The sequence below is a fragment of the Mycobacterium sp. TY814 genome, assembly GCF_030755175.1.
Classification (GTDB): Bacteria; Actinomycetota; Actinomycetes; order Mycobacteriales; family Mycobacteriaceae; genus Mycobacterium.
Genome location: NZ_JAUFRY010000001.1, coordinates 1,830,142 through 1,854,621, shown reverse-complemented (window position 1 = coordinate 1,854,621; position 24,480 = coordinate 1,830,142). Strand labels below are relative to the sequence as shown.

The following is a 24,480-nucleotide window of genomic DNA, read 5'->3' as shown; positions in this document are numbered from 1 at the left end:
CGATGCGGCACTACTACTCTGCGGACACGATTCGCGACGCGGAAGCGCCGCTGCTGGCCAGCCTGCCCGACGGCGTACTGATGAAACGGGCCGCCTACGGCCTGGCCACCGCGATCATTCGTGAGCTGACCGCCCGCACGGGCGGAGTCGCGGGCCGCCGAGTCTGTGCCGTCGTAGGGTCCGGCGACAACGGCGGCGACGCGCTGTGGGCGGCGACTTTCCTGCGACGGCGCGGCGCCGCCGCCGACGCGGTGCTGCTCAACCCCGACAAGACCCACCGAAAAGGCCTGGCGGCGTTCCGCAGGGCGGGCGGCCGTGTCGTCGAAAACATCGATAAGTCAACGGATCTCGTCATCGACGGGGTAGTGGGCATCTCCGGTTCGGGTCCGCTGCGGCCGGCCGCGGCCCAGGTCTTCGACCGGGCCGGTGACATCCCGGTGGTCGCCGTCGACATTCCCAGTGGCATCGACGTAGCCACCGGCGCCATCACCGGACCCGCCGTGCGCGCCGCGCTCACCGTCACTTTCGGCGGCCTCAAACCCGTACATGCGCTGGCTGACTGCGGCCGTGTCGAGCTCGTCGACATCGGACTCGACCTGCCCGAGACCGACCTGCGCAGTTTCCAGGCCGCCGATGTCCTGGCGCGCTGGCCGGTGCCGGGTGCCCGCGACGACAAGTACACCCAGGGCGTCACCGGCGTGCTGGCCGGTTCCTCGACCTACCCCGGCGCCGCGGTGCTCTGTACGGGCGCCGCGGTCGCGACCCATTCGGGCATGGTCCGCTACGCCGGCAGCGCCAAAAACGAAGTCCTGGCCCGGTGGCCGGAAGTCATCGCTTCGCCCACCCCGGCGGCGGCCGGACGGGTGCAGTCCTGGGTGGTCGGGCCCGGCCTGGGCACCGACGAGGCCGGGGCGGCGGCCCTATGGTTCGCCCTGGACACCAACCTGCCGGTGCTGGTCGATGCCGACGGCCTGACCATGCTCGCCGCCCATCCGGAGCTGGTGGCCGGCCGTACCGCCCCCACGGTGCTGACCCCGCATGCCGGAGAGTTCGCGCGGCTGGCCGGATCGCCGCCGGGAGACGACCGGGTGGGCGCGACGCGCCGGCTGGCCGACGCCCTGGGGGCCACCGTGCTGCTCAAGGGCAATGTCACCGTCATCGCCGATCCCGGCGGACCCGTCTACCTCAACCCGGCCGGGCAGTCCTGGGCGGCCACCGCCGGGTCGGGGGACGTGTTGTCCGGAATGATCGGCGCCCTGCTGGCATCGGGTTTACCCCCCGCCGAGGCTGCCGCGGCCGCCGCATTCGTCCATGCCCGAGCGGCCGCGTTGTCGGCCGCCGACCCAGGCCCGGGGGAGGCGCCGACCTCGGCGTCGCGGATTGTGCACCACATCCGGGCGGCCGTGGCTGATCTCTAAGCCGCCCTCTAAGCAACCAGCAACGAAAGGATCGATCGCCGTGTCCAAGAGTCACCCGTCGATGGCCACCCACTCGATCACGCCGGCCTACACCGGTCGCCTGTTCACCGCGCCGGTGCCGGCGTTGCGGATGCCCGAGGAGTCGATGGATCCGGAGGCCGCCTACCGGTTCATCCACGACGAGTTGATGCTCGACGGCAGTTCGCGGCTGAACCTGGCCACCTTCGTCACCACCTGGATGGACCCCGAGGCCGGGAAGCTGATGGCCGAAACGTTCGACAAGAACATGATCGACAAGGACGAGTACCCCGCCACCGCGGCCATCGAGCAGCGCTGCGTGTGCATGGTTGCCGACCTGTTCCACGCCGAGGGTCTGAGGGACGACGACCCCAGCAGCGCCACCGGGGTGTCCACCATCGGCTCCAGCGAGGCGGTGATGTTGGGCGGCCTGGCGATGAAATGGCGCTGGCGCGCCAAGACCAAGGACTGGAAGGGACGCACCCCCAACCTGGTGATGGGTTCCAACGTGCAGGTGGTGTGGGAGAAGTTCTGTCGCTACTTCGACGTCGAGCCCCGCTACCTGCCGATGGAAGAGGGCCGCTACGTCATCACGCCTGAGCAGGTGCTCGACGCCGTCGACGAGGACACCATCGGCGTGGTGGCGATCCTGGGCACCACCTATACCGGGGAACTCGAGCCGGTGGCAGAGATCTGCGCGGCCCTGGACAAGCTGGCCGCCGATGGTGGTGTGGACGTCCCGGTGCACGTCGACGCCGCCAGCGGCGGGTTCGTGGTGCCGTTCCTGCACCCGGATCTGGTGTGGGACTTCCGGTTACCGCGGGTGGTCTCGATCAACGTCAGCGGCCACAAGTACGGGTTGACCTATCCGGGCATCGGGTTCGTGGTGTGGCGCAGCCCCGAATACCTACCCGAGGACCTGGTCTTCCGGGTCAACTACCTGGGTGGAGATATGCCGACCTTCACCTTGAACTTCTCCCGCCCCGGCAACCAGGTGGTCGGCCAGTACTACAACTTCCTGCGGCTGGGCCGCGAGGGCTACACGCAGGTCATGCAGTCGCTGTCCTCGACCGCGCGCTGGCTCGGTGAGCAGCTGCGCACCGGCGAGCACATGGAGATCATCTCTGACGGCTCGGCCATTCCGGTGGTCAGCTTCCGGCTGGCCAAAGACCGCGGTTACACCGAGTTCGACGTGTCCCACGAGCTGCGCGGCTACGGCTGGCAGGTGCCGGCCTACACGATGCCGGACAACGCCACCGACGTGTCAGTGCTGCGCATCGTGGTGCGCGAGGGGCTCTCCGCCGACCTGGCCCGCGCGCTGCACGACGACGCGATCAAGGCGCTGGCGTCGCTGGACAAGCTCAAGCCGGGCGGGCACTACGAGGCGGAGCACTTTGCGCACTGAGCAGTACCCATCGGGGAACTGACCGGCATTTCGACATGGCCGGAAACCGCTCGACGCGCGATATGCGGCCGCTGATAACCCGGAATGGGCTGAGCCGGCTGGCGCGCCACAAAATATTGCCAACTGCGTAAATTGATTGGCGGAAATGCCCCGAAGCCCTGGTGCTCGTATGGCATGCTCTAGCCCTCTGCACGACTTTGAACCTCGTACGGGCCGGGTTTGGGAGGCAGGATGTCTTACGTTGCTGTGTTGCCGGACATGCTGGCCTCCGCCGCCGCAGATGTAGCACGTCTGGGTGCGTCGTTGAACGACGCGACGGAGGCGTTCGCGGCTCCCGCTTCCTCGGTGCTGGCCGCCGCTGAAGACGAGATATCAACAACAATCGCATCGCTGTTCTCCGGCCACGCCCGCGAGTATCAGGCAATCGGCGCGCGTATCGCAGCGTTCAATGCCGAGTTCGGCAGCGCGCTGGCGGGGGCGGGCACTGCATATCTGGTCGCCGATGCGGCCAGCGTTTCGCCGTTGCAAACCCTCGCAGAGGGGCTGTTAGGCGTCATTAACGCACCGACCAACGCGTTGCTGGGACGTCCGCTTATCGGCGATGGCACAAACGGTGCGCCTGGCACGGGGGCCAATGGTGGAGCCGGAGGCATTCTGTGGGGCAACGGCGGCGCCGGTGGGTCGGGCGCGGCGGGTTCGCGGGGTGGGACCGGCGGCGCGGCCGGTTTGATCGGCAACGGCGGGGCGGGGGGCGTCGGTGGCGCGGGCGGCGGCGTGGGTGGCACGGGCGGCGCCGGCGGCTGGTTGCGAGGCAACGGCGGAGCTGGTGGTGCCGGCGGTGTCGGCGGTGTCGGCGGCGCCACCGTAGCCGGCGGATCAGGTGGAATGGGCGGCAGCGCACGACTTTTCGGTGACGGCGGGGCCGGCGGCATCGGCGGTGCGGGTGCGGCTGGTGCAGTCGGCGCCGCGGGCGCCGCCGGCACGTCGTCGACAGCTGACGGCGGTATCGGAGGTGTCGGCGGGCCCGGCGGAAAGGCCGGCAACGGCGGTGCCGGCGGCAACGGCGGAATGGTGTTCGGCGATGGAGGGGCCGGCGGACAGGGCGGGGTCGGCGGGGCCGGTGGCGTCGGTGGCGCCGGAGGCGCGGGATGGAACACCACGACGCCAGGCGACACCGGTGGTGATGGCGGTGACAGCGGTGCCGGAGGCGACGGTGGCACCGGTGGCGCGGGTGGCGCAGGAGGCAAGGGATCGGCGCTGTTCGGCGCCGCAGGTCTGAACGGCAACGGGGGAGCAGGCGGAGCCGGTGGCAATGCTGGGGCACCCGGAGACGGTGGCACCGGCGGTGCTGGACCCGACGCCCTGACGCCAGGTGGTACCGGCGGCAAAGGCGGCGACCCCACCGGGTTCGGTAAGGGTGGGGCCGGCGGGGCAGCCGGTGGTGCCGGCGCCGTCGCCGGCGCGGCCGGCGCAACGGGCGTCATCGTTACCGGCAATGGCGGTAACGGCGGTGAGGGCGGAGCGGGCTACACCGGCAGCGGTTCCGGGGGCGCCGGAGGTACCGGCGGGGCCGGCGGCGCCTACGGCAACGGTGGTACCGGCGGAGTCGGCGGTGACGCCGTGGGTGCGGGGGACGGCGGCGCCGGTGGCGACGGGGGAGTGAGCGGTGCGCTGGCAGGACGGGGGGGCGACGGTGGTCACGGAGGCGACGGCGCCGGTGCGGGGAGCGGGGGTAGCGGCGGTAACGGCGCCACCGTGTCATCGTATGGGTCCGTTGACGCCATCGCGGGCAACGGGGGGCGTGGCGGCGACGGTTCGACGGGAGGTTCGGGCGGCTCCGGAGGTTACGCGTCGTCCTATGGGACTGGAAGCGCGACGGGCGGCGCCGGCGGAGACGGGGGTTCGGGGACCACTGGTGCCGGCGGATCCGCAGGAAGCGGTGGTTCGGCCACCATCATCAACTACGCCTCGACAGGAGACGCCACCGGCGGCGTGGGCGGACAGGGCGGCAGCGGTTCCAGCGGCGGGTGGGGTGGTTCCGGCGGTTCGGTGTACACCTCCGCCACAGGGCACGCGATCGGTGGTGCCGGCGGCGATGGTGGTGACGGGAGCGTCTTCGGCGGCGGAAATGGTGGCTACGGCGGAGCGGTGAGTGTCAACAACTACGCGTCGACCGCGCCTGCCGTTGCCGGCAACGGCGGCAAGGGTGGCAGCGGCGCAACCACCGGCGGTGTCGGCGGATCCGGCGCTTCGGTGTATAGCGTCGGGCTTGGAGCCATCACTACCGGTTCGGGCGGGGATGGCGGTTTCGGAGCTTCGTCCGGCGCGACCGGCGGCAGCGGGGGTTACGCAACCCTGTCGAATTCGTCCTCAACAGCTACGGTGACCACGGGCAGCGGCGGCCGCGGCGGCGATGGGGCCGCCGGCGGCGATGGCGGCGATGGCGGCTACCTCTCGACCTCGGGTCGCGGCAATGCGGTCGCCGGTGGCGGTGGCGACGGCGGCAACGGGACCACCGGCAGTGGCGGGTCAGGCGGTAGCGGCGGCGAAGCGTTCGCCAATAACAGTGGTGCCACAGGGACGGTCACCGCCGGCAGTGGCGGGAATGGCGGCGACGGCGCCAGTGGCGGAGACGGGGGCCTCGGCGGCAACGCGTCCAGCCAGGGTGGCAGCGTGCACGGCGGTGCCGGTGGCAACGGAGGCGTCGGCACCACGGCCGACGGCGGCGATGGCGCCAGCGGCGGATCGGCGGAAACATCCGGACTTGGCAACGTCACGGCCGGCGCCGGGGGAGACGGAGGCGCAGGTGCCACCTCCGGCGGGGCTGGCGGCGTCGGCGGGAAGGCGACGGTGACCAATACCGCCTCGACGGGTACCGCGACGTCCGGCAGCGGCGGCGACGGAGGTGCCGGGACCACTCAGGCCGGCGGATCTGGCGGCAGCGCCGGCAATGCGACTTCCAAGGGCAATGGTGCGGTGATCGGCGGTGACGGCGGCGCCGGTGGCAGCGGGGCCACCAGTGGAGGAGGGGGCGGCTCGGGTGGATCCGTATCCACCTATGGATCGGGCGATGTCACCGGTGGTGCTGGTGGTGATGCCGGCGCCGGAGTCTCCGCCGCCGGTGGGTCCGGTGGCAGCGGCGGTGCCGGCAGCATCTACAACAACGCCTCCAAGGGGACGGCCACCTCGGGCAGCGGTGGATCGGGCGGCCGCGGTGCGTCCGGCGGGTCAGGTGGCTCGGGCGGCTACACGTCCAGCGACGGGCTCGGGGACATCGTGGCCGGCAGCGGTGGTGATGGCGGCACCGGGACCGTCTCCGACGGCGGGGCAGGCGGCTCGGGAGGGACGGCGAACGGCTCCGGTCCCGCGTCCACCGGAACTGCCCGCGGCGGGCATGGCGGCAAGGGTGGCGCCGGGGCCACCAGTGGCGGGGCCGGCGGCTCGGGCGGCTCGGTCTCCACCCAGGGGCTGGGCAACCTGATCGGCGGCGACGGCGGTGACGGCGGCGCCGGGACCACGGCCAACGGCGGCTCGGGCAGCGGTGGCGGCTCTGTCAGCAACTACAACAACGCCTCGAGCGGGAACCTCGTCGGCGGAAAGGGCGGCCATGGCGGGGATGGCCTTTCCGGCGGATACGGCGGTTCCGGGGGCTCGGTGAACAGCCAGGGGCTTGGCAACCTGATCGGCGGTGACGGCGGTGACGGCGGCTCCGGGACCACGGGCGCCGGCGCAGCCGGCGGCAGCGGCGGGTCAGTGAACGGCTTTGGTGCCGCGTCACAGCAAACGCTCACCGCCGGCGACGGAGGCAAGGGCGGCACCGGCGCCAGCGGCGGCAACGGCGGGTCTGGTGGAACGGCATCGTCGTCAGGCCTCGGCGCCATCTTCGCCGGGGCGGGCGGGAACGGCGGCTTAGGCACCGACGGTCCTGGTGGGGCCGGCGGAAACGGGGGCAGTGCGACTCTTTCCAACTTCGGCAACCCGTACGATGCCGTCGCCGGCGCCGCCGGCGATGGCGGCGACGGATCCATCGGCGGGTCCGGCGGTTTCGGCGGTTCGGCGTCCACCTCGGGGAATGGCAATGCCATGGCCTCCGACGGCGGTGACGGCGGAGCAGGGACCACTGGCGCCGGCGGGTCCGGGGGCGGTGGGGGCTCTGCGGGTGTCTACAACGGCACGGTCGCCGGTAAAGCTGTCGCAGGAAACGGGGGTAGCGGCGGCAACGGTGCCAGCGGTGGGTCGGGCGGCACCGGCGGCAACGTCGTCCAAGGCGGCTTGGGCGATATAACGGCCGGTCACGGTGGGGACGGAGGCGCGGGTAGCGCCGGTGATGGCGGGTCCGGGGGAGGTGGCGGCACGGCGGTCATCGGCCTCGCCGCCAACCAGAATGCTGCTGTCGGTGGTAACGGTGGCGCCGGAGGTGCCGGTGCGGTCAACGGCGGTGCCGGCGGCTCTGGTGGCGCGGCGACGAATTCCGGCTTGTCATCCGCAACAGGTGGTGACGGTGGTGACGGCGGGTCCGGCGCGACCGGTGGTGACGGCGGCAAAGGTGGGAGCGCTCAGGCATACCGGAACGTCAGCACGGCTATCGCGATCGGTGGCGCGGGCGGGCGGGGTGGTGACAGCTCGGGAGTGGCGATCGACGGCGGCGATGGCGGCGGTGGTGGTGACGCGTCCGCACACGTCTATCCGGTCAACGCCATTGCCGGCACCGGTGGGCTCGGCGGGGCTGCCACCGGCGGTGGATCGACCGGGTCTACAGGAATAGACGGCGGCACCTACCCGCTCTAGGTGCCGGTTTCGTCGCATAGCGGCAGCCGGTGGCTGGCGACGACAGTTCTGGGACAATGGTCGGCGTGTCCGTCACGCCGATCTCCCTGACCCCCGGTGTCCTCGCCGAGGCCGTCGTCGACCTGGGCGCGATCGCGCACAATGTGCGCGTGCTCCGGGAACATGCCGGAAACGCCCAGGTCATGGCCGTGGTCAAGGCCGATGGTTACGGCCACGGCGCCACCCGGGTCGCCTACACCGCCCTGGCCGCCGGCGCCGCCGAACTCGGTGTGGCCACCGTCGAGGAAGCCCTCGCGCTGCGAGCCGACGGCATCCTCGACCCGATCCTGGCCTGGCTGCACCCGCCCGGCTTCGACTTCGCCGCCGCACTGCAGGCCGATGTGCAGATCGCGGTCTCGTCGGTGCACCAACTCGAGGAGCTGCTGGACGCGGCGCGCCGAACTGGTGTCACGGCGACGGTCACCGTCAAGGTCGACACGGGTCTCAACCGCAACGGCGTGGCCGCAGCGGATTTCCCCGCCATGGTGTCCGCGCTCAAGCAGGCCGTCGCCGACGAGGCCATCACCCTGCGGGGACTGATGTCGCATATGGTCTTCGCCGACTCCCCGGAGCAGGCCATCAACGACATCCAGGCCCAGCGGTTCCGCGACATGCTGGCCTTCGCCGCCGAGCAGGGGGTGCGGTTCGAGGTGGCACACCTGTCGAACTCCTCGGCCACCATGGTCCGTCCCGACCTGACGTTCGACCTGGTGCGTCCCGGCATCGCGGTGTACGGGCTGAGCCCGGTGCCTAGACTGGGCGACATGGGTCTGATTCCGGCGATGACCGTCAAATCCCCTGTCGCACTGGTCAAGTCGATCAAAGCGGGGGAGGGCGTGTCCTACGCGCACACCTGGATTGCGCCCCGCGACACGAACCTGGCACTGATACCGGTCGGCTACGCCGACGGGGTGTTCCGGTCATTGGGCGGACGCCTGGATGTGCTGATCAACGGTCGGCGGCGCCCCGGGGTGGGGCGGGTCTGCATGGACCAGTTCGTCGTCGACCTCGGACCTGGCCGGCCCGACGTGGCCGAAGGCGACGAGGCCATCCTGTTCGGACCCGGTACCCGGGGTGAACCGACCGCGCAGGACTGGGCCGATCTGATCGGGACCATCCACTACGAGGTGGTCAGTGGCATCCGGGGCCGGATCACCAGAACGTATCGCGAGGTCGACCCCGTTGAGCGCTGACGACACCCACCGCGTCCCCAAGGGCAAGGCGTGGCTTGCGGGAAGCGCCGGGCTGACCGCGGTGGCCACCCTGGTCGGCGCGTCGGCGCGCAAGACGATCATCGAACGCGCTTCGCTGGACGACGATCCCTGGGCGGACGAGGATTTCGAGCGACTCGACAGCGATCGCGCGCAGGTGGTGACGACCTCCGACGGCGTGCCGCTGGCCGTGCGTGAGGCCGGGCCATCCGACGCGCCACTGACCGTCGTCTTCGCGCACGGATTCTGTCTTCGGATGGGCGCCTTCCACTTTCAGCGGATGGCTCTGGGGGAGGCGCTGGGCGCCCAGGTGCGCATGGTGTTCTACGACCAGCGGGGACACGGTCAGTCCGGCGAGGGCGATCCGGACTCCTACACACTCACCCAGCTGGGCCGGGACCTGGAAACGGTGCTGCAGGTCATGGTCCCGCGCGGCCCGATCATCCTGGTGGGCCACTCGATGGGCGGCATGACGGTGCTCTCGCACGCCGGTCAGTTCCCCGAGCAGTACGGCCGCCGGATCGTGGGAGCGGCGCTGATCTCCTCGGCGGCCGAAGGTGTCACCCGCTCACCGCTGGGGGCGTTCCTGAAAAACCCGGCGCTGGACGCGGTCCGGTTCACGGCCAAATCGGCACCGAAGCTGATGCACCGGGGACGCAACGTGTCCCGCTCCCTGATCGGGCCGATCCTGCGGGCCGCGTCGTACAGCGACCTTCAGGTCAGCCGCAGTCTGGACGCGTTCTCGCAGCGCATGATGAACGGCACCCCGATCGCCACCCTGGTGGGCTTCCTGCGCGCCCTGGAGACTCACGACGAGACCGCGGGCTTGTGGACGCTGCTGAAGATTCCGACCCTGATCGCCTGCGGTGACCACGATCTGCTCACCCCCGACGAATACTCCCGGTTGATGGCGGCCTCGCTGCCGCAGTCGGAGTTGGTGATCGTCCCCGGAGCCAGCCACCTTGCACTGCTGGACAAGCCGGACACCATCAACGACGGGTTGATCCGGCTGGTCGAACGAGCGCAACCGGACAAGCTGACTCTGCGCTACCGGCGATTCGGTGAACGGCTGCGGCGGCGGTTGCGGCGCCGTGGGTGACGGTGGGAAGGCCACGCTGGAGCACGTCGAGGACACGGTCGCGCTCGGATCGAAGCTGGGCGAACAGCTACGTGCCGGGGACGTGGTGGTGCTCTCCGGCCCGCTCGGGGCCGGTAAAACAGTGCTGGCCAAGGGAATTGCCGCGGCAATGGATGTCGACGGACCGGTCACGTCGCCGACCTTCGTGCTGGCGCGGGTGCATCGGGCACGGCAGGCGGGCCGTCCGCACATGATTCACGTCGACGTCTACCGGCTGCTCGACCAGCATGGCGCCGACCTGCTCGGCGAGCTCGACTCGCTGGATCTCGACACCGATCTCGAGGACGCCGTCGTGGTGGTGGAGTGGGGAGAAGGACTGGTCGAACGCCTTGCCGAGCGCCACCTCGATGTCCGGCTCGAGCGCGTCCCCCATTCCGACGTGCGGATGGCCAGCTGGGAGTGGGTGAGCCCATGATCGCGCTCGCACTGGACACCTCCACCCCGGCCGTCACCGCGGGCATCGTCAGAGTCGACGACGTCGCGACGCTGGCCCGGCGGGTCACCGTGGACGCGCGTGCGCACGCCGAACGACTCACGCCCAATGTTGTTGCGGCGCTTGCCGATGCAGGCCTGGCGATGACCGACCTCGACGCCGTGGTGGTGGGCTGCGGACCCGGTCCGTTCACCGGCCTGCGGGCCGGCATGGCGACCGCCGCGGCCTACGGGCACGCACTGGGTATCCCGGTACACGGCGTGTGCAGCCTGGACGCCATCGGCGTACTCACCAGCGGCGAGACGCTGGTGGTCACCGATGCCCGCCGCCGGGAGGTGTACTGGGCGCGATACCGCGACGGGCTTCGCATCGATGGCCCGGCCGTCAATGCACCGGCCGACGTCGACCCGGGTACGGCAGCGGCGGCGGCGGGCTCGCCCGAGCATGCGGCACTGGTCGATCTGCCGCATTGTGAACCGGTGTATCCGACCCCCGCCGGTCTGGTGCGCGCGGTGCCCGACTGGTCCGCCATGCCCGCACCGCTGGTCGCGCTGTATCTGCGTCGCCCCGACGCCAAGCCGTTGGCGGCCCGCCAGTGACAGCCCATCTCGAGCCCGTCACCATCGGTCCGCTGAACTACGCGGATGCCCGCCGGTGTGCCGAACTGGAGGCGCAACTGTTCGACGGCGACGACCCATGGCCTGCCGTCGCATTCGAACGCGAATTGCACAGCAAGACAAATCATTACGTTGGCGCGCGCAGCGCCGGCACGCTCGTCGGCTATGCCGGCATCTCCCGCCTGGGCCGGGTGGCGCCGTTCGAGTACGAAGTGCACACCATCGGGGTGGACCCCGTCCACCAGGGCCGGGGCATCGGCCGCCGGTTGCTCACCGAACTGCTCGACTTCGCGGAAGGGGGAGTGGTGTTCCTGGAGGTCCGCACCGACAACGAGGCCGCGATCGGTCTCTACCGCAGTGTGGGGTTCGAGCAGATCGGGCTGCGCAAGCGGTACTACCGGGTCAGTGGCGCCGACGCCTACACCATGCGGAGGGACGCTCAGTAGATGACGATCATCCTTGCCATCGAAACCTCTTGCGACGAAACGGGTGTCGGGATCGCACGGCTGGACGCCGACGGGTCCGTCGCCTTGTTGGCCGACGAGGTGGCATCCAGTGTCGACGAGCATGTCCGGTTCGGCGGAGTCGTGCCCGAGATCGCGTCCCGGGCGCACCTGGAAGCCCTCGGGCCCGCGATGCGCCGCGCGCTGGCGACGGCGGGATTGGAAGGCCCGGCCAGACCAGATGTCGTCGCGGCCACCATCGGGCCCGGGCTGGCCGGCGCCCTGTTGGTGGGAATCGCTGCGGCCAAAGCGTATTCGGCAGCCTGGGGGGTGCCGTTCTACGCGGTCAACCACTTGGGTGGACACCTGGCCGCCGACGTCTACGAGCACGGCCCACTGCCCGAGTCGGTCGCCCTGCTGGTGTCCGGTGGGCACACCCACCTGCTGCACGTCCGCTCTCTCGGAGAACCGATCGTCGAACTGGGCAGCACCGTCGATGACGCGGCCGGTGAGGCCTACGACAAGGTGGCGCGCCTGCTGGGCCTGGGCTATCCGGGTGGCCGAGTGCTCGACGAGCTGGCCCGCACCGGTAACCCTGAGGCGGTCGTCTTTCCGCGTGGCATGACCGGGCCGCGCGACGATCCGTACGCGTTCAGCTTCTCGGGCCTCAAGACCGCGGTGGCCCGCTATGTCGAGAGCAATCCCGACTTCGTGCCCGCCGATGTGGCCGCGGGCTTCCAGGAAGCGGTGGCTGACGTGCTGACCCGCAAGGCGGTCCGTGCGGCGACCGAACTGGGAGTGTCGACCCTGCTGATAGCCGGTGGGGTGGCGGCGAACTCGCGGCTGCGTGAGCTGGCTACCGAGCGCTGCCGCGACGCCGGCCTGACGCTGCGGATCCCCAGGCCGCGTCTGTGCACCGACAACGGCGCGATGATCGCATCATTCGCCGCCCACCTGGTGGCCGCGGGCGCCGCTCCGTCACCGCTGGACGCGCGCAGCGACCCGGGGCTGCCTGTGGTGCAGGGACAAGTCGGTTGATGTTCGCTGAGCGCGTAGAAGCACCGGGGCACCCTTGAGTGCTAGCACTCTCATGTATAGAGTGCTAGGTGGCAGTCGGACGACCCCCGTGTCGGCACCCGCGACGACGGCGCGAGGGACTCGGACGAATGCCACATCACCTGGTAATTCGGACGGTGCGGGGCAGTCCCGGGCCGACCGCCAACTCCGGTCAGGGCATACGCTCCGGACCCGATTCAACTAGTGGAGGGCTCCAATCGTGGCGAAGGTCAACATCAAGCCACTCGAGGACAAGATTCTCGTACAGGCCAACGAGGCCGAGACCACGACCGCATCCGGTCTGGTCATTCCCGACACCGCCAAGGAGAAGCCCCAGGAGGGCACCGTCGTCGCAGTCGGCCCCGGCCGTTGGGACGAGGACGGCGAAAAGCGGATCCCGCTCGACGTCGCTGAGGGTGACACCGTCATCTACAGCAAGTACGGCGGCACCGAGATCAAGTACGGCGGCGAGGAATACCTGATCCTGTCGGCACGCGACGTGCTGGCTGTCGTTTCCAAGTAACACTGGTCGTTTTTCAAGTACGGCAACGTGTTCCGCCCCGGCGATCCCCGCGCAAGCGCGGGTGATATCCGGGGCGGGATGCGTTACGAGCCCGGCTAAGGAGCTTCATGAGCAAGATAATTGAGTACGACGCGACAGCGCGTCGTGCGATGGAAGCGGGCGTGAACAAGCTCGCGGACGCGGTCAAGGTGACGCTTGGGCCCGGTGGCCGTCACGTGGTGCTGGCCAAGGCTTTCGGCGGACCTCAGGTGACCAACGACGGCGTCACCGTCGCACGCGAGATCGACCTGGAAGACCCCTTCGAGAATCTCGGTGCGCAGCTGGTGAAGTCGGTCGCCACCAAGACCAACGACGTCGCAGGTGACGGCACCACCACCGCGACCGTGCTGGCCCAGGCCCTGGTGAAGGGCGGGCTGCGGCTGGTCGCCGCCGGTGTCAACCCGATCGCCCTGGGCTCGGGCATCAGCAAGGCCGCCGACGCGGTATCCGAAGCCCTGCTGGCCGCCGCGACCCCGGTGTCGGGCAAGGAGGCCATCGCCCAGGTGGCGACGGTGTCCTCGCGCGACGAGCGCCTCGGCGACCTGGTCGGCGAGGCCATGAGCAAGGTCGGTCACGACGGCGTGGTCAGCGTGGAGGAGTCCTCGACACTCGACACCGAGCTCGAGTTCACCGAGGGCGTGGGTTTCGACAAGGGTTTCCTGTCGGCCTACTTCGTCACCGACTTCGACGCCCAGCAGGCCGTGCTGGAGGACCCGCTGATCCTGCTGCACCAGGACAAGATCAGCTCGCTGCCCGACCTGCTGCCCCTGCTGGAGAAGGTCGCCGAAGCGGGCAAGCCGCTGCTGATCATCGCCGAGGACGTCGAGGGTGAGGCGCTGGCGACGCTGGTCGTCAACTCCATCCGCAAGACGCTCAGGGCGGTTGCGGTCAAGGCGCCGTTCTTCGGCGACCGCCGCAAGGCCTTCCTGCAGGACCTGGCCATCGTGACGGGCGGCGAGGTGGTCAACCCCGACACCGGCCTGCTGCTGCGCGAGGTAGGGCTGGAGGTGCTGGGGTCGGCCCGACGGGTGGTGGTCAGCAAGGACGACACGATCATCGTCGACGGCGCCGGCTCCCAGGACGCGGTCGCCAACCGGGTCAAGCAGTTGCGCGGCGAGATCGAAGCCAGCGACTCCGATTGGGACCGCGAGAAGCTGCAGGAGCGGGTTGCCAAGCTGGCCGGCGGCGTGGCCGTCATCAAGGTCGGCGCCGCCACCGAGACCGCGCTCAAGGAGCGCAAGGAGAGTGTCGAGGACGCCGTCGCGGCGGCCAAGGCCGCGGTCGAGGAGGGCATCGTCCCCGGCGGCGGCTCGGCACTGATCCAGGCACGCCACGTGCTCGAGTCGCTGCGCAACGAGGTCAGCGACGACGAGAAGCTCGGCGTGGACGTGTTCTCCGAGGCGCTGGCAGCTCCGCTGTATTGGATCGCGACCAACGTCGGCCTCGACGGTGCTGTCGCGGTCAACAAGGTCAGCGAACTGCCAACCGGGGAGGGTTTGAATGCCGCCACCCGGTCCTACGGCGACCTTGCCGCTGCCGGCATCGTCGACCCCGTCAAGGTGACGCGCTCGGCGGTGCTCAACGCCTCGTCGGTGGCGCGGATGGTGCTCAGCACCGAGACGGCCGTCGTCGACAAGCCGGCCGATGAGGACGACGACCACGGCCACGGCCACGGTCATCACCATCACTGATCAGTTCGACGGCAACACCCCCGGATCCTGTTGGGCCGGGGGTGTTTTCGTTGTGGCGACGTGCGCGTTCCGCGAGATTGAAAGCACGCACCCACATCTCGGCGTGTCGTGTGCGTGAAGTAAGTGTCGCGCCAGGCTGCCGAGACCGCAGGCGTTACGTCACTGGGACGTCGGCTGAATCGACACCAGCCGGAACCAGCCGGGGTTCGCGTCGTCGGGCGTGAACCGGACAACCAGCACGCCCGGCGGGAACTGGGCGGCGATGTCGTTGAGAGTCCGGGGCAGGAACGCTCTGGCCTTGGCCTCCCCGTACCAGTTGGGATTGGACGGGTCGACGGGTCCGACACCGTCGAGCTCGGTGTCCCAGCGCTGAATCGCGGCGGGCGGCGTCGCCCCGAACCCGGTGGATTTCAGGTACGCGTCGGCCAGCCCGCTCAAGGTGATTGCTGTCCCGCCGCCGACGGGTTTACCGGTGATCGTCCCGTCGCTCACGTTGGCGGTCACCGATGCCAGCCGCACGGTGCAGACGTTGTCGACGACGGCGGGCGGCGCACAGAAAGCGGGTAGCGGGGTGCCGTGGGCTACGGCAGTGTTCAGCACGGCCGGAAACGACAGGACTGAGAGGGCGGCGCCGAGAGTGGCTGCTGCACGACTGCGGGTCGACATCCCTGCACTGTATATAGGCTGCGGACATGCAGTCATTGCGGCAAGCGCGGGAGGCCGCGAACGCGCAATCGGCGGCACTGTCCCACGGGGTCACCGCATACCACGTCGCCGGTGACGACGGTCCGTGGGTGGTGCTGGTGCACGGCCTGGTCACCCCCAGCTACGCGTGGGAGCCGCTATCGGAAGCCATTGCCGCGCAGGGGTTTCGGGTCTTGCGCTACGACCAGTACGGTCGTGGGCTGTCCGACCGGCCGCGCGTCGCCTACGACCTCGACCTGTATGTGGGTCAACTGCGCGAACTCGCCGACACCCTCGGCATCGAGCGCACGCATCTGATCGGGTGGTCGATGGGCGCCCTGATGGTGACGCGCCTTGCCGCGGAGCGCCCCGAGCGCGCCGAGAGCATCGCGCTCATCGCCCCCGGCCTCTATGCGAGTGGATCAGTCAAGGTTGCGGCCCAACAGTTGCTGCGCCTGCCAGGCGTCCGCAAGCTCGTCGCCTCGCGCATCGGCGACGTCATCGACCGCTTGCCGCAGCAGCACATGAGCCGTCCGGAGCGGTTCCCCGACTACAGCGAACGCGCCAGGGAACAGCTTCGCTTCCCCGGTATGGCCGAGTCCTTCGCCTCGACGGTCGCCAACTACCCTGCTCGGGCCGGGGACCAGTGGGCCGGTGTGGGAGAACATCCGCGCCCAGTGCTGGTGGTCTGGGGCACCGATGACGCCGTCACCCCGTATGCGAACAGGGCGCAGGTCCAGCGGTTGTACCCCCGCTCGGAGTTACTCGCTGTCGAGGGTGCGAGGCATGCTCCGCATTTGGACCATCCCGAGATCGTCCACCCGGCGATCCTGCGGCACCTGGCAGCGGCGCGCAACCGGTCCTGACGAGGCCGCTTCTGCGTCAAGACTGTGATCGTCCCGGCATAATGCCGATGAATTTTCCTGCCGGGGTATGTCATATCCAGCGTGCCGTCTTCGTAGACATCATGACGGGCAGCCAGACCGGGCCGCCCGCGGAGTTCAAGGAGCATGTGATGCCGCAGTATTTCCTGGCCGTCAACCACGATGCCGCCGACACCGCCGCGATGGCGGAGATGAGCATCGAGCAGATGCAGCCGATCTTCGAGGCCGTCGACGCGTTCAACAACAAGCTGCAGGCCGAGGGCGCCTGGGTTTTCGCCGGCGGCTTGACGGCACCGGAGTCCGCCACGACGGTCGACAACACCGGTGACAAGCCCATCGTCACCGACGGTCCCTACGCCGAGTCGAAGGAGTACCTGGGCGGATTCTGGATCATCGAGGCCGCCGACCTCGACGCCGCCCTGGACTGGGCGAAACAGGGGTCCAAGGCCTGCCAGGGCCGGGTCGAGGTGCGGGCGTTCCAGGAGGGTTGAACGAGCGCGTGGACGCGATCGAGCGGGTGTACCGCGAAGAGTACGGGCGGGTGGTCGCCTCGCTGGTGCGCCGCTTCGGTGACATCGAGGTCGCCGAAGAGGCGGCCGCCGAGGCGCTGGTGGTCGCCCTGGAGCGCTGGCCCCGGGACGGACTTCCACCGAATCCGGCCGGCTGGCTCACCCGTACCGCGGCCAACAAGGCGATCGACCGGATCCGCCGCGAGTCGCACCGCGCCTCAAAACACCTGGCGGCAGCCATGATTCACGATGACACGCCCCATGAATCAACCGGGTCGGTCGACGACGACCGGTTGCGGTTGATCTTCACCTGCTGCCATCCGGCGCTGGCCCCCGAGGCGCGGGTGGCACTGACACTGCGACTCCTCGGCGGGCTCACCGTCGGTGAGATCGCCGGGGCGTTCCTGGTGACCGAGATGACAATGGCCCAACGAATCAGCCGGGCGAAGAAGAAGATCGCCGATGCACACATCCCGTACCGCGTCCCCGCGGCCGCGGACCTCGGCGACCGGGTCGCCGCGGTGCTGGCCGTCATCTACCTCGTCTTCAACGAGGGTTACCTGGCGACCTCCGGATCGGCGGTGCGCGACGATCTGACCGCCGAGGCGATCCGGCTCGCCCGGATCCTGCGCGGGTTGCTGCCCGGCATACCGGAAGTGACGGGTCTGCTGGCGCTGATGGTGCTCACCCAGGCCCGCCGCGCGAGCCGGATCGCCGACGGGGAACTGGTTCCCCTGCACGAACAGGACCGGAGCGGATGGGACGCGGACTTGATCGCAGAGGGACATGCCCTGGTGCGGGAGTGCCTGGAGATCAACCGGCCCGGCCGATACCAGCTGCTGGCAGCGATCAACGCCGTACACACCGATGCCCCGACTGCCGCCGACACCGACTGGTCGCAGATCGCCGCCCTGTACCGACAGCTGTTGACTCTTGATCCAGGCCCGGTGGCCGAACTCAACTACGCGATCGCCGTCGCCGAGCTTGACGGCCCCGCGGTGGCGCTGGCGCGGGTCGACCGGCTGCCACCGACCATGCAGCGTTACCACCCGTTTCATGTCACCCGCGCTGAATTGTTGCGTCGACTTGGGCGGTCGCGCGAGGCCCGGGCGGCGTACGACGCCGCTCTCGCACTCGTCGACAACCCGGCCGAGCAGGCCTACCTCACCAGGCGGGCGGCGGGGCTACCGTAAGACCGTGGTTTGGCAACGTCCGTCGCCGCGGGTGCGTGAGTTGATGCGGCAGGGAGCACGGATGGTTCTCGATGCGCCCCCGGAGTTGCTCGACGAGTTCGACCGGGCAACGATGGCGGCGAACCCGTCGGTGGCCGATGACCCCGTGCTCGCCGAAGCCGCCCGTCGCAGCGTCCGGTCCAGCCTGATGCATTGGGCTGCAGCAAATGTGAGCGATCCAGGCGCCCCGGTGCCGGCCAATCTCGGTCCGGAGCCGTTGAGCATCGCCCGTGACATGGTGCGCCGCGGACTGGAACCGTTCACCTTCCGGCCCGCGCAGACCATTGGCTGGCAGATCTGGATGGACACCGTCTTTCGGCTCACGTCGGATGCCGAGGAGTTGCGCGAACTGTTCGACGTGTCGTTCCGGTCCATCAGTGACTTCCTCGACGCCACGTCCGACGGCATCGCCGCCCAGATTCGGCAGGAGCGGGAGGAACTGCTGCGCGGCAGCCAGGCCGAACGCCGTGAAGTCACCGCACTCATCCTCGACGGCGCCCCGATCAGCCGGTCACGAGCCGAGAGCCGGCTGGGCTACGCGCTCAATCGCAGTCATACGGGTGCGGTGATCTGGACGGACGAACCCGACGGCGACCTGAGCCGGCTCGACCGCCTCGCCGACGCATTCGGCCGCGCGGCCGGCTTCTCGCGTCCGCTGACCGTGACCGCCAGTGCGGCCGGCCGGTGGGTGTGGGTGTCCGACGGAATCCCGGACGTCGAGCACGTGCATCGGGCAGTCGAGGACATCCCCGGGACGCGCATCGCCATCGGCGCCCCTGCCGACGGAATCGAGGGTTTCCGGCGCACCCACCTCGAGGCGCTGACCGCCCAGCGCGTGGTGGCGGGGCTGCGTTCCGAACAACGGGTCGCGTTCTTCGCCGATGTCCAGCTGATCGCGCTGATCACTCAAAACCTGCAAGCGGCAGACGATTTCATCAAGAACACGCTGGGTGATTTCGAGTCGGCCAGCCCCGAACTGCAGCAGACGGTGCTGACCTTCATCAACGAACAGTGCAGCATCGGGCGCACCACCAAACGTCTTTACGCGCACCGCAACACGCTGCTGCGCCGACTCGACCGCGCCGAGCAACTGCTGCCGCGACCCCTCGAGCACAGCAGCGTCCATGTCGCCGTTGCGCTCGAGGCGCTGCAGTGGCGCGGAAACCCGACAGCCTAGCCCGCGGTCAGTGCGCTCCCAGCCCGCCCATGTGGCCGCCGCCCAGTGAGGGTCCGCCGAATCCGCCCGGTCCGCCGATCCCACCGATCTGTCCGGGTGAGCCGATGCCACCCGGTGTTCCCGGCGCACCGCTCTGGGGTCCATAGGGTCCGTAGGGTTCCCCGGGTGCCGGAGGTCCGCCCGGTCCGCCGGGCCCACCGAATCCGCCGGGGCCGTAAAGGCCGCCCGGTGTGCCGGGCTCAGGAGGCCCGATATGTGTCGGTGTCGCAGGTGGGGTTGTGCTCTCCACGCATTGCTGCAAGACGGCGTTCCAGGTGGTGCCGATGGGGCACGGTTCGTCGGCGTGGCTGATCGCCGGCAACCCGAGTCCGATCGCCGGCATCAACTCGAGCCCAACGGCGATCGCCGCGACCGCGGCGCCGTGGCGGAGGTAGTTCCTCATCGTCAGACCTCTTTCTGTGGAGTGGGATAGCTCCATACTCGAGGCTGTGACCGCGCCACCCAAGGGTGGATTTGCCCTAAAACATGGACAAAGTGGTGCAAAAGTGTGCACGTTTACAGTCCGACGGCTCGCTCCAAGTCTTTGAGCGAAGCCTCCAAGTGTGCCAGCAGGCGCTGCAGGTGCGGCACCGCGCGGCGGCAGCCCACCAGGCCGAAGTCCAGGCGGTCGCCGCTGCCCACCAGGGTGATGTTGAGCGCCTGGCCGTTGGCCGCGATGGACATCGGGTAGCTGCCCTGCAGCCGGGCGCCGTTGGCGTACAAGGGGTTCCGGGAACCGGGGACATTGGAGATGCACAGGTTGAACGGTGGCGGCGTGGCGGCGCTGCCGGTGACGCCACCCAGCACCACGGGCGAGAGCAACATCATTCCCAACGCGATGGCCTGCGCCCGGGGCAGTCCGGCCAGGACGGCCTTGTTGGTCCGCATGGACGAGCTGATCGTGGCCAGCCGCGCGGCGGGGTCGTCGAGGTGTGTGGCCAGGTTGGCCAGCACGGCCGTGACCGCGTTTCCCCCGGCGCTCTCGCCGGCGGTGCGCAGGCTGACCGGAACCATTGCCACCAAAGGCTTGTCGGGCAATGCATTCTGATCCGCGAGGTAGCCGCGCAGCGCGCCCGCGCACATTGCCAGGACGACGTCGTTCACGGTGACGCCGGCGGCGTTCTTGACGTCCTTGATGCGCTGCATCGGCCATGACTGTGCAGCGCAGCGCCGGGCACCGCCGATCGGCACGTTGAGCATGGTGCGCGGCGCCCGGAACGGCAACGTCAGCTGCTGTTCCAGCAGCGCCGAACGGGCCAGTCCCAGCGTGGAGACGCCAAGGCCGGGAATGGATTTGATCGCCCGGGTCAGCGTCTGCGCGCGCGACGGCGCGTCGGAGCGATCGTCCGGGTGAGGTGCCGTGGACCACGGCGCGCGGATCTCCTCGTCGAGGGGGTCGGTACTGAGCGACCCCTGCAGCAGGTTGATCGCGGATACTCCGTCGACGAGCGCGTGGTGAATCTTGGTGTAGACCGCGAAGCGGTCGTCGGCCAGCCCTTCGATCACGTGGGTTTCCCACAGCGGGCGGTGCCGGTCGAGCATGCCCGAGTGCAGCCGCGACGTCAGCTCCAGCAGCTCGCGCACCCGGCCGGGTCGGGGCAGTGCCGAGTGCCGTACGTGGTAGTCGACGTCGACGTCGGTCGCGGTGGACCAGCCGAGATTCAACCCGGCCGGCCGCAGCGCCGCCGGGCGCCTGCTGAAGAGAGGCGCGACATCGTCACGGCTGCGCAGGGCCTGGTAGTACTCGCGGACGAATTCCGGTCCGGCACCCGGGGGCGTCTGGAACACCTGCAGCCCGGCGACATGCATCGGGTGCCCGGGCGACTCGGCGAGCAGCATCATCGATTCGACGGGTGACATCAGGTCCATGGCAGTTCCTCGCGTGCGTAGTTGTCTCGGTTGTCCTCGAGCGGCAGCTCTGTCGATTGCTGCACAAGCTATGGGGCCGGGGGCGGTAAGCGCTCGTCGCCGGGCGCCAAGAGCCATCGCGGATTTTGTGAGCGGATCACAAAAGAGGCCGGACAATATCGCCGATCCGGATGGTTGAGGGTCGCGACGGGGTAGGTTGAGCCGGCATGAAGCCCACCTGGGAACCGTTTCGTGAGCCGGGCGCCGAGCGGGTCTGGGAAACGCTGCTACGCCCTATCGCCAGCGAATTACGCACGTGCGCAACCGAACTCGCCGCACTTGCCGTCGCCCGGGTGCAGGCGGAGATGCCCGCACTGGTTCCGGCCCCGCAGGCGGTCGAAGAGAACGTGGTCAGCACCGCGGCGAGCCTGCGCCAGCTGGCCGACATCATCGACCTCGGCGGCGACCCCCACGACGCCGAATTGCCGGCGCCGACTCGGGCAGTGGCCCGCGGCGCCGTGCAGCGTCAGATCCCGCTGGCCAGCCTGATGCGCTTCTACCGGGTGACTCATGAGCTGGTGTGGCAGTGGATGTGGGACCGCATCACGGCGACCGGGGCGGACCAGGCGCACCAGGCCGCGGCGCTCCGACTGGCCACCAGCTGGATGTTCGGCTACGTCGATGCCGCCCTGAACCTTGCGGAGCAGGCCTACGAAGCCGAACGGGAAGCGTGGCTGCGCAACACCGCCGCCGCGCGTGCCGACGCCATTGAGGACATCCTGGCGCAACGCGAACGAGACCAGCAGCGAGCCTCGAAGCGGTTGCGCTATGACGTCAATCGTCACCACGTCGGGGCGGTGGCGTGGGTCGAGGCGGTGCAGGAGGACGCCGACGTACAGGCGGCCTTGAGTGAGGCGCTCGGCGTGATCGCGCGTGAGCTGGGCGGTGAGACAATCTTCGTCCACCCGGTCGGGCCGCTGTCGGCGTTCGGTTGGTTCAGCCATCAAAGTGCTTTCGGTACATTCGATTTCGCTGCACATCCGATCAAGCTTCCGGCGGGCGTTCGGGTCGGTCTCGGCGAGCCGGGCCACGGCCTGAAAGGCTTCCGGTGCAGTCATTCCGAAGCCGCCAACGCACGGCGGGTCGCCTCGCTGCTGGGGGCCCGCGCCGATGTGGTGACGCGCTACCGAGACATCGCGGTCACCGCGCTGGCCAGTTGCGACGCCGAACTCGCGGAGGCCTTCGTGCACCGGGTGCTGGGTCCACTGGCGGCCGACGACGAGGCAACCTTCCGGGTTGCCACGACGTTATCGGTTTACCTGCAAGAGAATCGGAGCCGCGTCCGGGCCGCCCGGCGGCTCACTGTGCACCCCAACACCGTCAGCTACCGCGTCGATCAAGCGCAGGTGATCCTCGGCCGCAGTATCGACACCGACAGCCTCGACCTCGCAGTGGCACTTGCGCTGCTGCCCACGCTGCCGGGACTGAACCGGCAACTGTGACGTCAGTACAAAGGGAGCGGGCAACCTTGGCGTCGCGCGCCAAGTAATCCGCGCCGCCCGTCCCTACGGTTTGGGTCAGTTGGCCGACCGGCCGCCAACCCGGAGCAAGGAGACCCCGATGCAGACAATGCAAGAACTCGACGTCAACTACATGAGCGGCGCCGACAACCCCTGGATTCCGTTCACCCCACTCAGCGACGAGGTCTATCTGAAGTACTGGAAGGTCGATCCGGTCCGTGCCGAGATCGTCGTCTCGATGAAGTTTCCGGCCGGACTGGAGCTGGCCCCGCACTACCACACCGGCATCGTGGTTGGGCACACCGTCAAAGGAGCCTGGCGCTACAAGGAAAACAACTGGGTTTCCCGCGCGGGTGACACCGTCTACGAAGTCGCCGGCTCGCGGCACACCCCGGAGAGCGTGGAGGACACCGAGGTGTTCTTCTTCATCGTCGGCGAGCTGCTGTTCACCGACGAGAACAACACCATCCTGTGGCAGGAGAACCACAAGACCTCCATCGAGCGCTACACGAATTACTGTTCTGCCCAGGGCATTCCGGCACGCGATCTGACGTCCTGGGACGCCTAGCGGCACAGTCCCACCATGACGAGGCCCACGCCGGCGATGAGCGCCGCCCCGAGGGACAACAACATGGCGCTGACGGTGCGCTCTTCCCCGGCGGAGGCCCGGTGGTCGCCGGTCGCGATTGGTGCGAGTCTGCGACCGGCGCCCCAGGCTGCCGCGAGCAGTGTGGCAAGCCAATTCGCATAGGCGGCGTACACGATGAGCCCGGCCGCGGTGGCAGCCCACGCACCGGACAGGTGTACGTGCGGCCACAGCAGGCCCACCAGCACCAGGAACATCCCGTTAAGCACGCCTTCAAGATGGCTCGACAGCGCCATGCGCGGGTTTTTCAGCGATGAGACAGCGAACCCGGTCAGCAGGCCGAGTAGGAACAGGGCCAGTCCCAGGGTGAAGAGCGCCGTCTGCATGTGCCGATCGCGGCTCAGCCGCCAGGAGGAGTCGTGACCGTCTTCGGCGCTGTCGACGTCGTGGTCGGGGTGCCGGTGACCGTCACGGTGCTGGTGCTCGTACTCGTGGTCGCCGGGGGCACGACAGCGGTCGTGGTGGTGACCGTGGTGACACTGGTGGTCGTCGCTGTGGACGAGGTGGTCGACGACGTGGTCGTCGAGGACGCCGCCGCGATGACGCCGCACGCCAATCGCTTGCCGGTTTCGTCGGCGGAAGGCTCGCCGAAGGTGCCCGGCTCCGAGGAGATGACCAGCGAGGTGCCGGAGCTGTTTCTGAGGTCCGCGGCGGTGAAGCCACTGGTCGTGGTGACCAGTTTCGCCGAGCCGTCGGGCCGGACCTGCAAGGCGGTCAGCCGGCCGCTGGCGGGATACCCCGTATGGCCGGACGCCTGGTACACGCCTCCCGCGGACTCGAAGGCGCTGGGCTCGCAACTGCCCACCGAGTGGACAGCAAGCCCGTGGAACCCGGGAGTCAGCACCGAATTGGGGCCGGCCTCCACCGTCACGGTCGCGTAACCGCTTGCGAAATCAAAAGTGGCCGTAGCGATCTGGCTACCATCAGCACCCTTCAGCTGAGTGCTCAGCTTCTCCGCGCCGCTCTGCCCGCCAGACGACGACGAGGTGCTGCCGCCCTGCTGCGTCGAGCAGGCGGCCAATGGTGCGATTGTCGTGGCCAGCGCCGCGACCGCGAGTGTTACGCCCTTTTTCATGAGGCGTGCCTACCCCGATTGTCCTATGCCAAACCTCTCCGGATGCG

The 24,480-nt window shown here is 69.2% G+C and carries 22 protein-coding genes; 17 read left to right on the top strand and 5 right to left on the bottom strand.

What is annotated here, in order from left to right:
- Positions 1-2 precede the first annotated feature (2 nt).
- The 11 genes from QXH22_RS08015 (at position 3) to groL (ending at position 14,819) form a co-directional block, all read left to right on the top strand.
- Entirely contained in the window at positions 3-1,418 is a 1,416-nt protein-coding gene (locus QXH22_RS08015) for an NAD(P)H-hydrate dehydratase (protein WP_306275318.1), read from the top strand.
- Between the two features lie 40 nt (positions 1,419-1,458).
- Positions 1,459-2,841 (top strand): glutamate decarboxylase, encoded by a 1,383-nt coding sequence (locus tag QXH22_RS08010; protein WP_306242167.1) that lies wholly within the window; start codon positions 1,459-1,461, stop codon positions 2,839-2,841.
- 231 nt (positions 2,842-3,072) lie between these two features.
- Positions 3,073-7,629 carry a PE family protein gene (locus QXH22_RS08005; protein WP_306275317.1) on the top strand — a complete coding sequence of 1,519 codons (4,557 nt, stop codon included), beginning with the start codon at positions 3,073-3,075 and terminating at the stop codon, positions 7,627-7,629.
- A gap of 65 nt (positions 7,630-7,694) precedes the next feature.
- Complete coding sequence (gene alr / locus QXH22_RS08000; protein WP_306242165.1) at positions 7,695-8,861, top strand: alanine racemase; 1,167 nt, start codon at positions 7,695-7,697, stop codon at positions 8,859-8,861.
- A 52-nt stretch (positions 8,862-8,913) separates the two neighbouring features.
- Positions 8,914-9,978, top strand: a complete 1,065-nt coding sequence (locus QXH22_RS07995; protein WP_306275992.1) for an alpha/beta fold hydrolase — start codon at positions 8,914-8,916, stop codon at positions 9,976-9,978.
- The gene (tsaE, locus tag QXH22_RS07990; protein ID WP_306275316.1) at positions 9,971-10,432 is read left to right on the top strand and encodes a tRNA (adenosine(37)-N6)-threonylcarbamoyltransferase complex ATPase subunit type 1 TsaE; all 462 of its coding nucleotides are present in this window, start codon (positions 9,971-9,973) and stop codon (positions 10,430-10,432) included. The genes QXH22_RS07995 and tsaE overlap by 8 nt, the downstream gene beginning before the upstream one ends.
- Positions 10,429-11,049, top strand: a complete 621-nt coding sequence (gene tsaB / locus QXH22_RS07985) for a tRNA (adenosine(37)-N6)-threonylcarbamoyltransferase complex dimerization subunit type 1 TsaB (RefSeq protein WP_306242163.1) — start codon at positions 10,429-10,431, stop codon at positions 11,047-11,049. Before tsaE ends, tsaB begins: the two co-directional genes overlap by 4 nt.
- The gene (gene rimI / locus QXH22_RS07980) at positions 11,046-11,513 is read left to right on the top strand and encodes a ribosomal protein S18-alanine N-acetyltransferase (protein ID WP_306242162.1); all 468 of its coding nucleotides are present in this window, start codon (positions 11,046-11,048) and stop codon (positions 11,511-11,513) included. Before tsaB ends, rimI begins: the two co-directional genes overlap by 4 nt.
- A complete protein-coding gene (gene tsaD / locus QXH22_RS07975; protein ID WP_306275315.1) occupies positions 11,514-12,548 on the top strand; it encodes a tRNA (adenosine(37)-N6)-threonylcarbamoyltransferase complex transferase subunit TsaD in 1,035 nt (344 codons plus the stop codon). It begins immediately after the preceding gene.
- Between the two features lie 238 nt (positions 12,549-12,786).
- Positions 12,787-13,089 carry a co-chaperone GroES gene (gene groES, locus QXH22_RS07970; protein WP_011739140.1) on the top strand — a complete coding sequence of 101 codons (303 nt, stop codon included), beginning with the start codon at positions 12,787-12,789 and terminating at the stop codon, positions 13,087-13,089.
- 107 nt (positions 13,090-13,196) lie between these two features.
- Complete coding sequence (gene groL / locus QXH22_RS07965; protein ID WP_306242160.1) at positions 13,197-14,819, top strand: chaperonin GroEL; 1,623 nt, start codon at positions 13,197-13,199, stop codon at positions 14,817-14,819.
- Positions 14,820-14,978: 159 nt separating this feature from the next.
- Here the strand turns inward: groL and QXH22_RS07960 are convergent, their stop codons facing one another.
- Positions 14,979-15,485, bottom strand: coding sequence for a hypothetical protein (locus tag QXH22_RS07960; protein WP_306275314.1), 507 nt, complete (start codon positions 15,483-15,485; stop codon positions 14,979-14,981).
- Between the two features lie 26 nt (positions 15,486-15,511).
- Here QXH22_RS07960 and QXH22_RS07955 point away from each other — a divergent pair, with 26 nt between their 5' ends.
- From QXH22_RS07955 to QXH22_RS07940, 4 genes are all read left to right on the top strand, one after another.
- Complete coding sequence (locus tag QXH22_RS07955; protein ID WP_306275313.1) at positions 15,512-16,369, top strand: alpha/beta fold hydrolase; 858 nt, start codon at positions 15,512-15,514, stop codon at positions 16,367-16,369.
- A gap of 149 nt (positions 16,370-16,518) precedes the next feature.
- Positions 16,519-16,878 carry a YciI family protein gene (locus QXH22_RS07950; RefSeq protein ID WP_306244417.1) on the top strand — a complete coding sequence of 120 codons (360 nt, stop codon included), beginning with the start codon at positions 16,519-16,521 and terminating at the stop codon, positions 16,876-16,878.
- The gene (locus QXH22_RS07945; protein WP_306275312.1) at positions 16,875-18,089 is read left to right on the top strand and encodes an RNA polymerase sigma factor; all 1,215 of its coding nucleotides are present in this window, start codon (positions 16,875-16,877) and stop codon (positions 18,087-18,089) included. Before QXH22_RS07950 ends, QXH22_RS07945 begins: the two co-directional genes overlap by 4 nt.
- Positions 18,090-18,093: 4 nt before the next feature.
- Positions 18,094-19,305: a CdaR family transcriptional regulator gene (locus QXH22_RS07940; RefSeq protein WP_306275311.1), complete on the top strand. Its 1,212-nt coding sequence runs from the start codon at positions 18,094-18,096 to the stop codon at positions 19,303-19,305.
- A gap of 7 nt (positions 19,306-19,312) precedes the next feature.
- On the opposite strand, the gene QXH22_RS07935 is transcribed toward QXH22_RS07940, so the two are convergent.
- Together QXH22_RS07935 and QXH22_RS07930 are read right to left on the bottom strand one after the other, a co-directional pair.
- Positions 19,313-19,747, bottom strand: coding sequence for a hypothetical protein (locus QXH22_RS07935; RefSeq protein WP_306275310.1), 435 nt, complete (start codon positions 19,745-19,747; stop codon positions 19,313-19,315).
- A 113-nt stretch (positions 19,748-19,860) separates the two neighbouring features.
- Positions 19,861-21,213, bottom strand: coding sequence for a wax ester/triacylglycerol synthase family O-acyltransferase (locus QXH22_RS07930; protein WP_306275309.1), 1,353 nt, complete (start codon positions 21,211-21,213; stop codon positions 19,861-19,863).
- A 206-nt stretch (positions 21,214-21,419) separates the two neighbouring features.
- Here QXH22_RS07930 and QXH22_RS07925 point away from each other — a divergent pair, with 206 nt between their 5' ends.
- Both QXH22_RS07925 and QXH22_RS07920 read left to right on the top strand, forming a co-directional pair.
- A complete protein-coding gene (locus tag QXH22_RS07925) occupies positions 21,420-22,694 on the top strand; it encodes a CdaR family transcriptional regulator (RefSeq protein ID WP_306275308.1) in 1,275 nt (424 codons plus the stop codon).
- Between the two features lie 118 nt (positions 22,695-22,812).
- The gene (locus tag QXH22_RS07920; RefSeq protein WP_306275307.1) at positions 22,813-23,280 is read left to right on the top strand and encodes a 2,4'-dihydroxyacetophenone dioxygenase family protein; all 468 of its coding nucleotides are present in this window, start codon (positions 22,813-22,815) and stop codon (positions 23,278-23,280) included.
- Here QXH22_RS07920 and QXH22_RS07915 read toward each other — a convergent pair.
- Both QXH22_RS07915 and QXH22_RS07910 read right to left on the bottom strand, forming a co-directional pair.
- Positions 23,277-23,684: a hydrogenase gene (locus QXH22_RS07915; protein WP_306275306.1), complete on the bottom strand. Its 408-nt coding sequence runs from the start codon at positions 23,682-23,684 to the stop codon at positions 23,277-23,279. The two genes, QXH22_RS07920 and QXH22_RS07915, sit on opposite strands and share 4 nt — an antisense overlap.
- A 14-nt stretch (positions 23,685-23,698) precedes the next feature.
- Positions 23,699-24,433, bottom strand: coding sequence for a superoxide dismutase family protein (locus QXH22_RS07910; RefSeq protein WP_306275305.1), 735 nt, complete (start codon positions 24,431-24,433; stop codon positions 23,699-23,701).
- Positions 24,434-24,480: the final 47 nt, after the last annotated feature.

Bases quoted from the DNA above. Each gene is read 5' to 3' on its own strand.
- QXH22_RS08015 (WP_306275318.1), top strand. From the start codon at position 3: ATGCGGCACTACTACTCTGCGGACACGATTCGCGACGCGGAAGCGCCG.
- QXH22_RS08005 (WP_306275317.1), top strand. From the start codon at position 3,073: ATGTCTTACGTTGCTGTGTTGCCGGACATGCTGGCCTCCGCCGCCGCA.
- tsaB (WP_306242163.1), top strand. From the start codon at position 10,429: ATGATCGCGCTCGCACTGGACACCTCCACCCCGGCCGTCACCGCGGGC.
- tsaD (WP_306275315.1), top strand. From the start codon at position 11,514: ATGACGATCATCCTTGCCATCGAAACCTCTTGCGACGAAACGGGTGTC.
- groL (WP_306242160.1), top strand. From the start codon at position 13,197: ATGAGCAAGATAATTGAGTACGACGCGACAGCGCGTCGTGCGATGGAA.
- QXH22_RS07960 (WP_306275314.1), bottom strand. From the start codon at position 15,485: ATGTCGACCCGCAGTCGTGCAGCAGCCACTCTCGGCGCCGCCCTCTCA.
- QXH22_RS07955 (WP_306275313.1), top strand. From the start codon at position 15,512: ATGCAGTCATTGCGGCAAGCGCGGGAGGCCGCGAACGCGCAATCGGCG.
- QXH22_RS07950 (WP_306244417.1), top strand. From the start codon at position 16,519: ATGCCGCAGTATTTCCTGGCCGTCAACCACGATGCCGCCGACACCGCC.
- QXH22_RS07935 (WP_306275310.1), bottom strand. From the start codon at position 19,747: ATGAGGAACTACCTCCGCCACGGCGCCGCGGTCGCGGCGATCGCCGTT.
- QXH22_RS07930 (WP_306275309.1), bottom strand. From the start codon at position 21,213: ATGGACCTGATGTCACCCGTCGAATCGATGATGCTGCTCGCCGAGTCG.
- QXH22_RS07925 (WP_306275308.1), top strand. From the start codon at position 21,420: ATGAAGCCCACCTGGGAACCGTTTCGTGAGCCGGGCGCCGAGCGGGTC.
- QXH22_RS07920 (WP_306275307.1), top strand. From the start codon at position 22,813: ATGCAGACAATGCAAGAACTCGACGTCAACTACATGAGCGGCGCCGAC.
- QXH22_RS07915 (WP_306275306.1), bottom strand. From the start codon at position 23,684: ATGCAGACGGCGCTCTTCACCCTGGGACTGGCCCTGTTCCTACTCGGC.
- QXH22_RS07910 (WP_306275305.1), bottom strand. From the start codon at position 24,433: ATGAAAAAGGGCGTAACACTCGCGGTCGCGGCGCTGGCCACGACAATC.